The 1,691-nt window shown below is 45.4% G+C and carries 2 protein-coding genes; both read right to left on the bottom strand.

Annotation, left to right across the window (positions count from 1 at the left end; all coding sequences use genetic code 11):
* A partial coding sequence (locus VE944_RS02955) for an FprA family A-type flavoprotein (protein WP_324972035.1) occupies nucleotides 1-881 on the bottom strand: 881 nt, incomplete at its 3' end.
* Nucleotides 882-1,076: 195 nt separating this feature from the next.
* A partial coding sequence (locus VE944_RS02950; protein ID WP_324972033.1) for a flavin reductase family protein occupies nucleotides 1,077-1,691 on the bottom strand: 615 nt, incomplete at its 5' end.

Raw genomic sequence — 1,691 nt, 5'->3', positions numbered from 1 at the left:
CAGTTAATCGATTTGACTGCGACTCCACCTTTAGTTAGTCCCAGAGCGATCGCTTGTGCTAAAGTCGCTGTATTGCCGTAAGCTGAAGCGTAAAGTAAGGCAACAGAAATCTCGCGATCGTTGTGAGAACGGCTCCACTCTCCATAAGCTTTAGTGAGTTCGATTAAGCTGGTGCGTACCAATGGGCCGTGACCCACAGCATACATTCTCACCTGCAAATCTGATATTTTCTCCAAAGCTGCTTGCACATGAGCAATTTGGGGAGCCATCAGGCAGTTAAAGTAATAACGCTGGTCTTCTTTAAGCGCTTCCCAGTTATCATCAAACAGTTCATCACCACAGAGATGAGTTGCAAATAACTTATCTGTGTAGAGAATTTGGGTTTGCTGATCGTAGGTACAAAGTCCTTCCGGCCAACGTGGACTGGGAGTGGGTAAAAATTTTAAAACATGACCCTTACCTAAATCCAGAGTTTCTTTCCCCCGCATCACCAAGACATTTAAATCTTGCTCTAAGAAAGCAGCACGCAAATTGTTCGCACCAGGAAGAGAACAGACAAAAGTTACCTGTGGTGCTAGTTCTAAAATTGCTTTGAGAGTTGCAACTCGATTGGGGCTAAAATGACCCAGGATTATATAATCCAAATTTTGTAAATCTAAAGTCTGCCGCAATGCCTCTAAATAAATTTCGGTAAAGCTTTCTGGCGGTGGATCAAGAAGTGCGGTTTTATCAGCTTCAATTAAATAGCAATTAGAGGTAGTACCTCTTTCAAGTGCGTATTCAATTTCAAACCGCAGACGTGACCAACTACGTGCTTTGATCGCCTTAGTATTTGTAGCAATTGGTAAAACTTGTACGTCGCGTGGCTTGGAATTGGTCATAGCTGTTGAAGAGTGGGGAGTGGGGAATGGGAAATGGGGAGTGGGGAATGGGGTGTGGGGAATGGGGAATGGGGAATGGGGAATGGGGAATGGGGAATGGAAAATGAGCAAAGACTTCTACAAGTTCTCCTCTGCTCATAAGCTCCCCCGCGTCTTTATCCCCTACTCCCTACTCCCCACTCGCCATTCCCTCTTTTAGTAGTAATTACCTACTTTGCGATGGCGAACGGCTGTCAATCCATCGTTTTTGGAGACACGACCTTCTTGGACGGTGCAGTATAAAATCCAGTGGTCGCTGCATTCCATGCTGCTCTGTATTTCACATTCCATGTATGCCAGAGCATCAGTTAGAATTGGGGAACCGTTTTTCGCGGTTTGAGTTTTTACCCCAGCAAAGCGGTCAGCACCAGGATGCAAGCGCTTGAGAAAGTGTTTTTTGAGTTCTTGATAATTGCCTTCTTCCAAAACGTTGAGGACGAAGCGATCGCCTATTTGCATTAAGGAATCAATGGCGCGGTCTTTGGCAACAGCAATTGTTAATCCCAAAGGTTGCAAACTCGCTTGCGTTACCCAGGATGCCAGCATTGCACTTGAGGCATTATCTTTTTTAGTAGTGACTATATACAGTCCACTGCTAATCCGACCCAATGCCTTTTCCATGTTGACATCGAGGGACTTGATTTGCTTGATGTTGCGATCGCGCACCAGCAATTGTCCGATGTCTTTACCCGCTTCTTCACACAACTGGAATGTTGATGCGGTGGGAACCTCTTTAATGCGAATGGGTGGGAAAGCTTCTTTGATGTCAGA

Origin of the sequence: Nostoc sp., from assembly GCF_035638895.1 — a bacterium.
Classification (GTDB): Bacteria; Cyanobacteriota; Cyanobacteriia; order Cyanobacteriales; family Nostocaceae; genus Nostoc.
The sequence above is the reverse complement of the archived record's forward strand: the minus strand, read 5'-3'. Positions and strand labels throughout refer to the sequence as shown.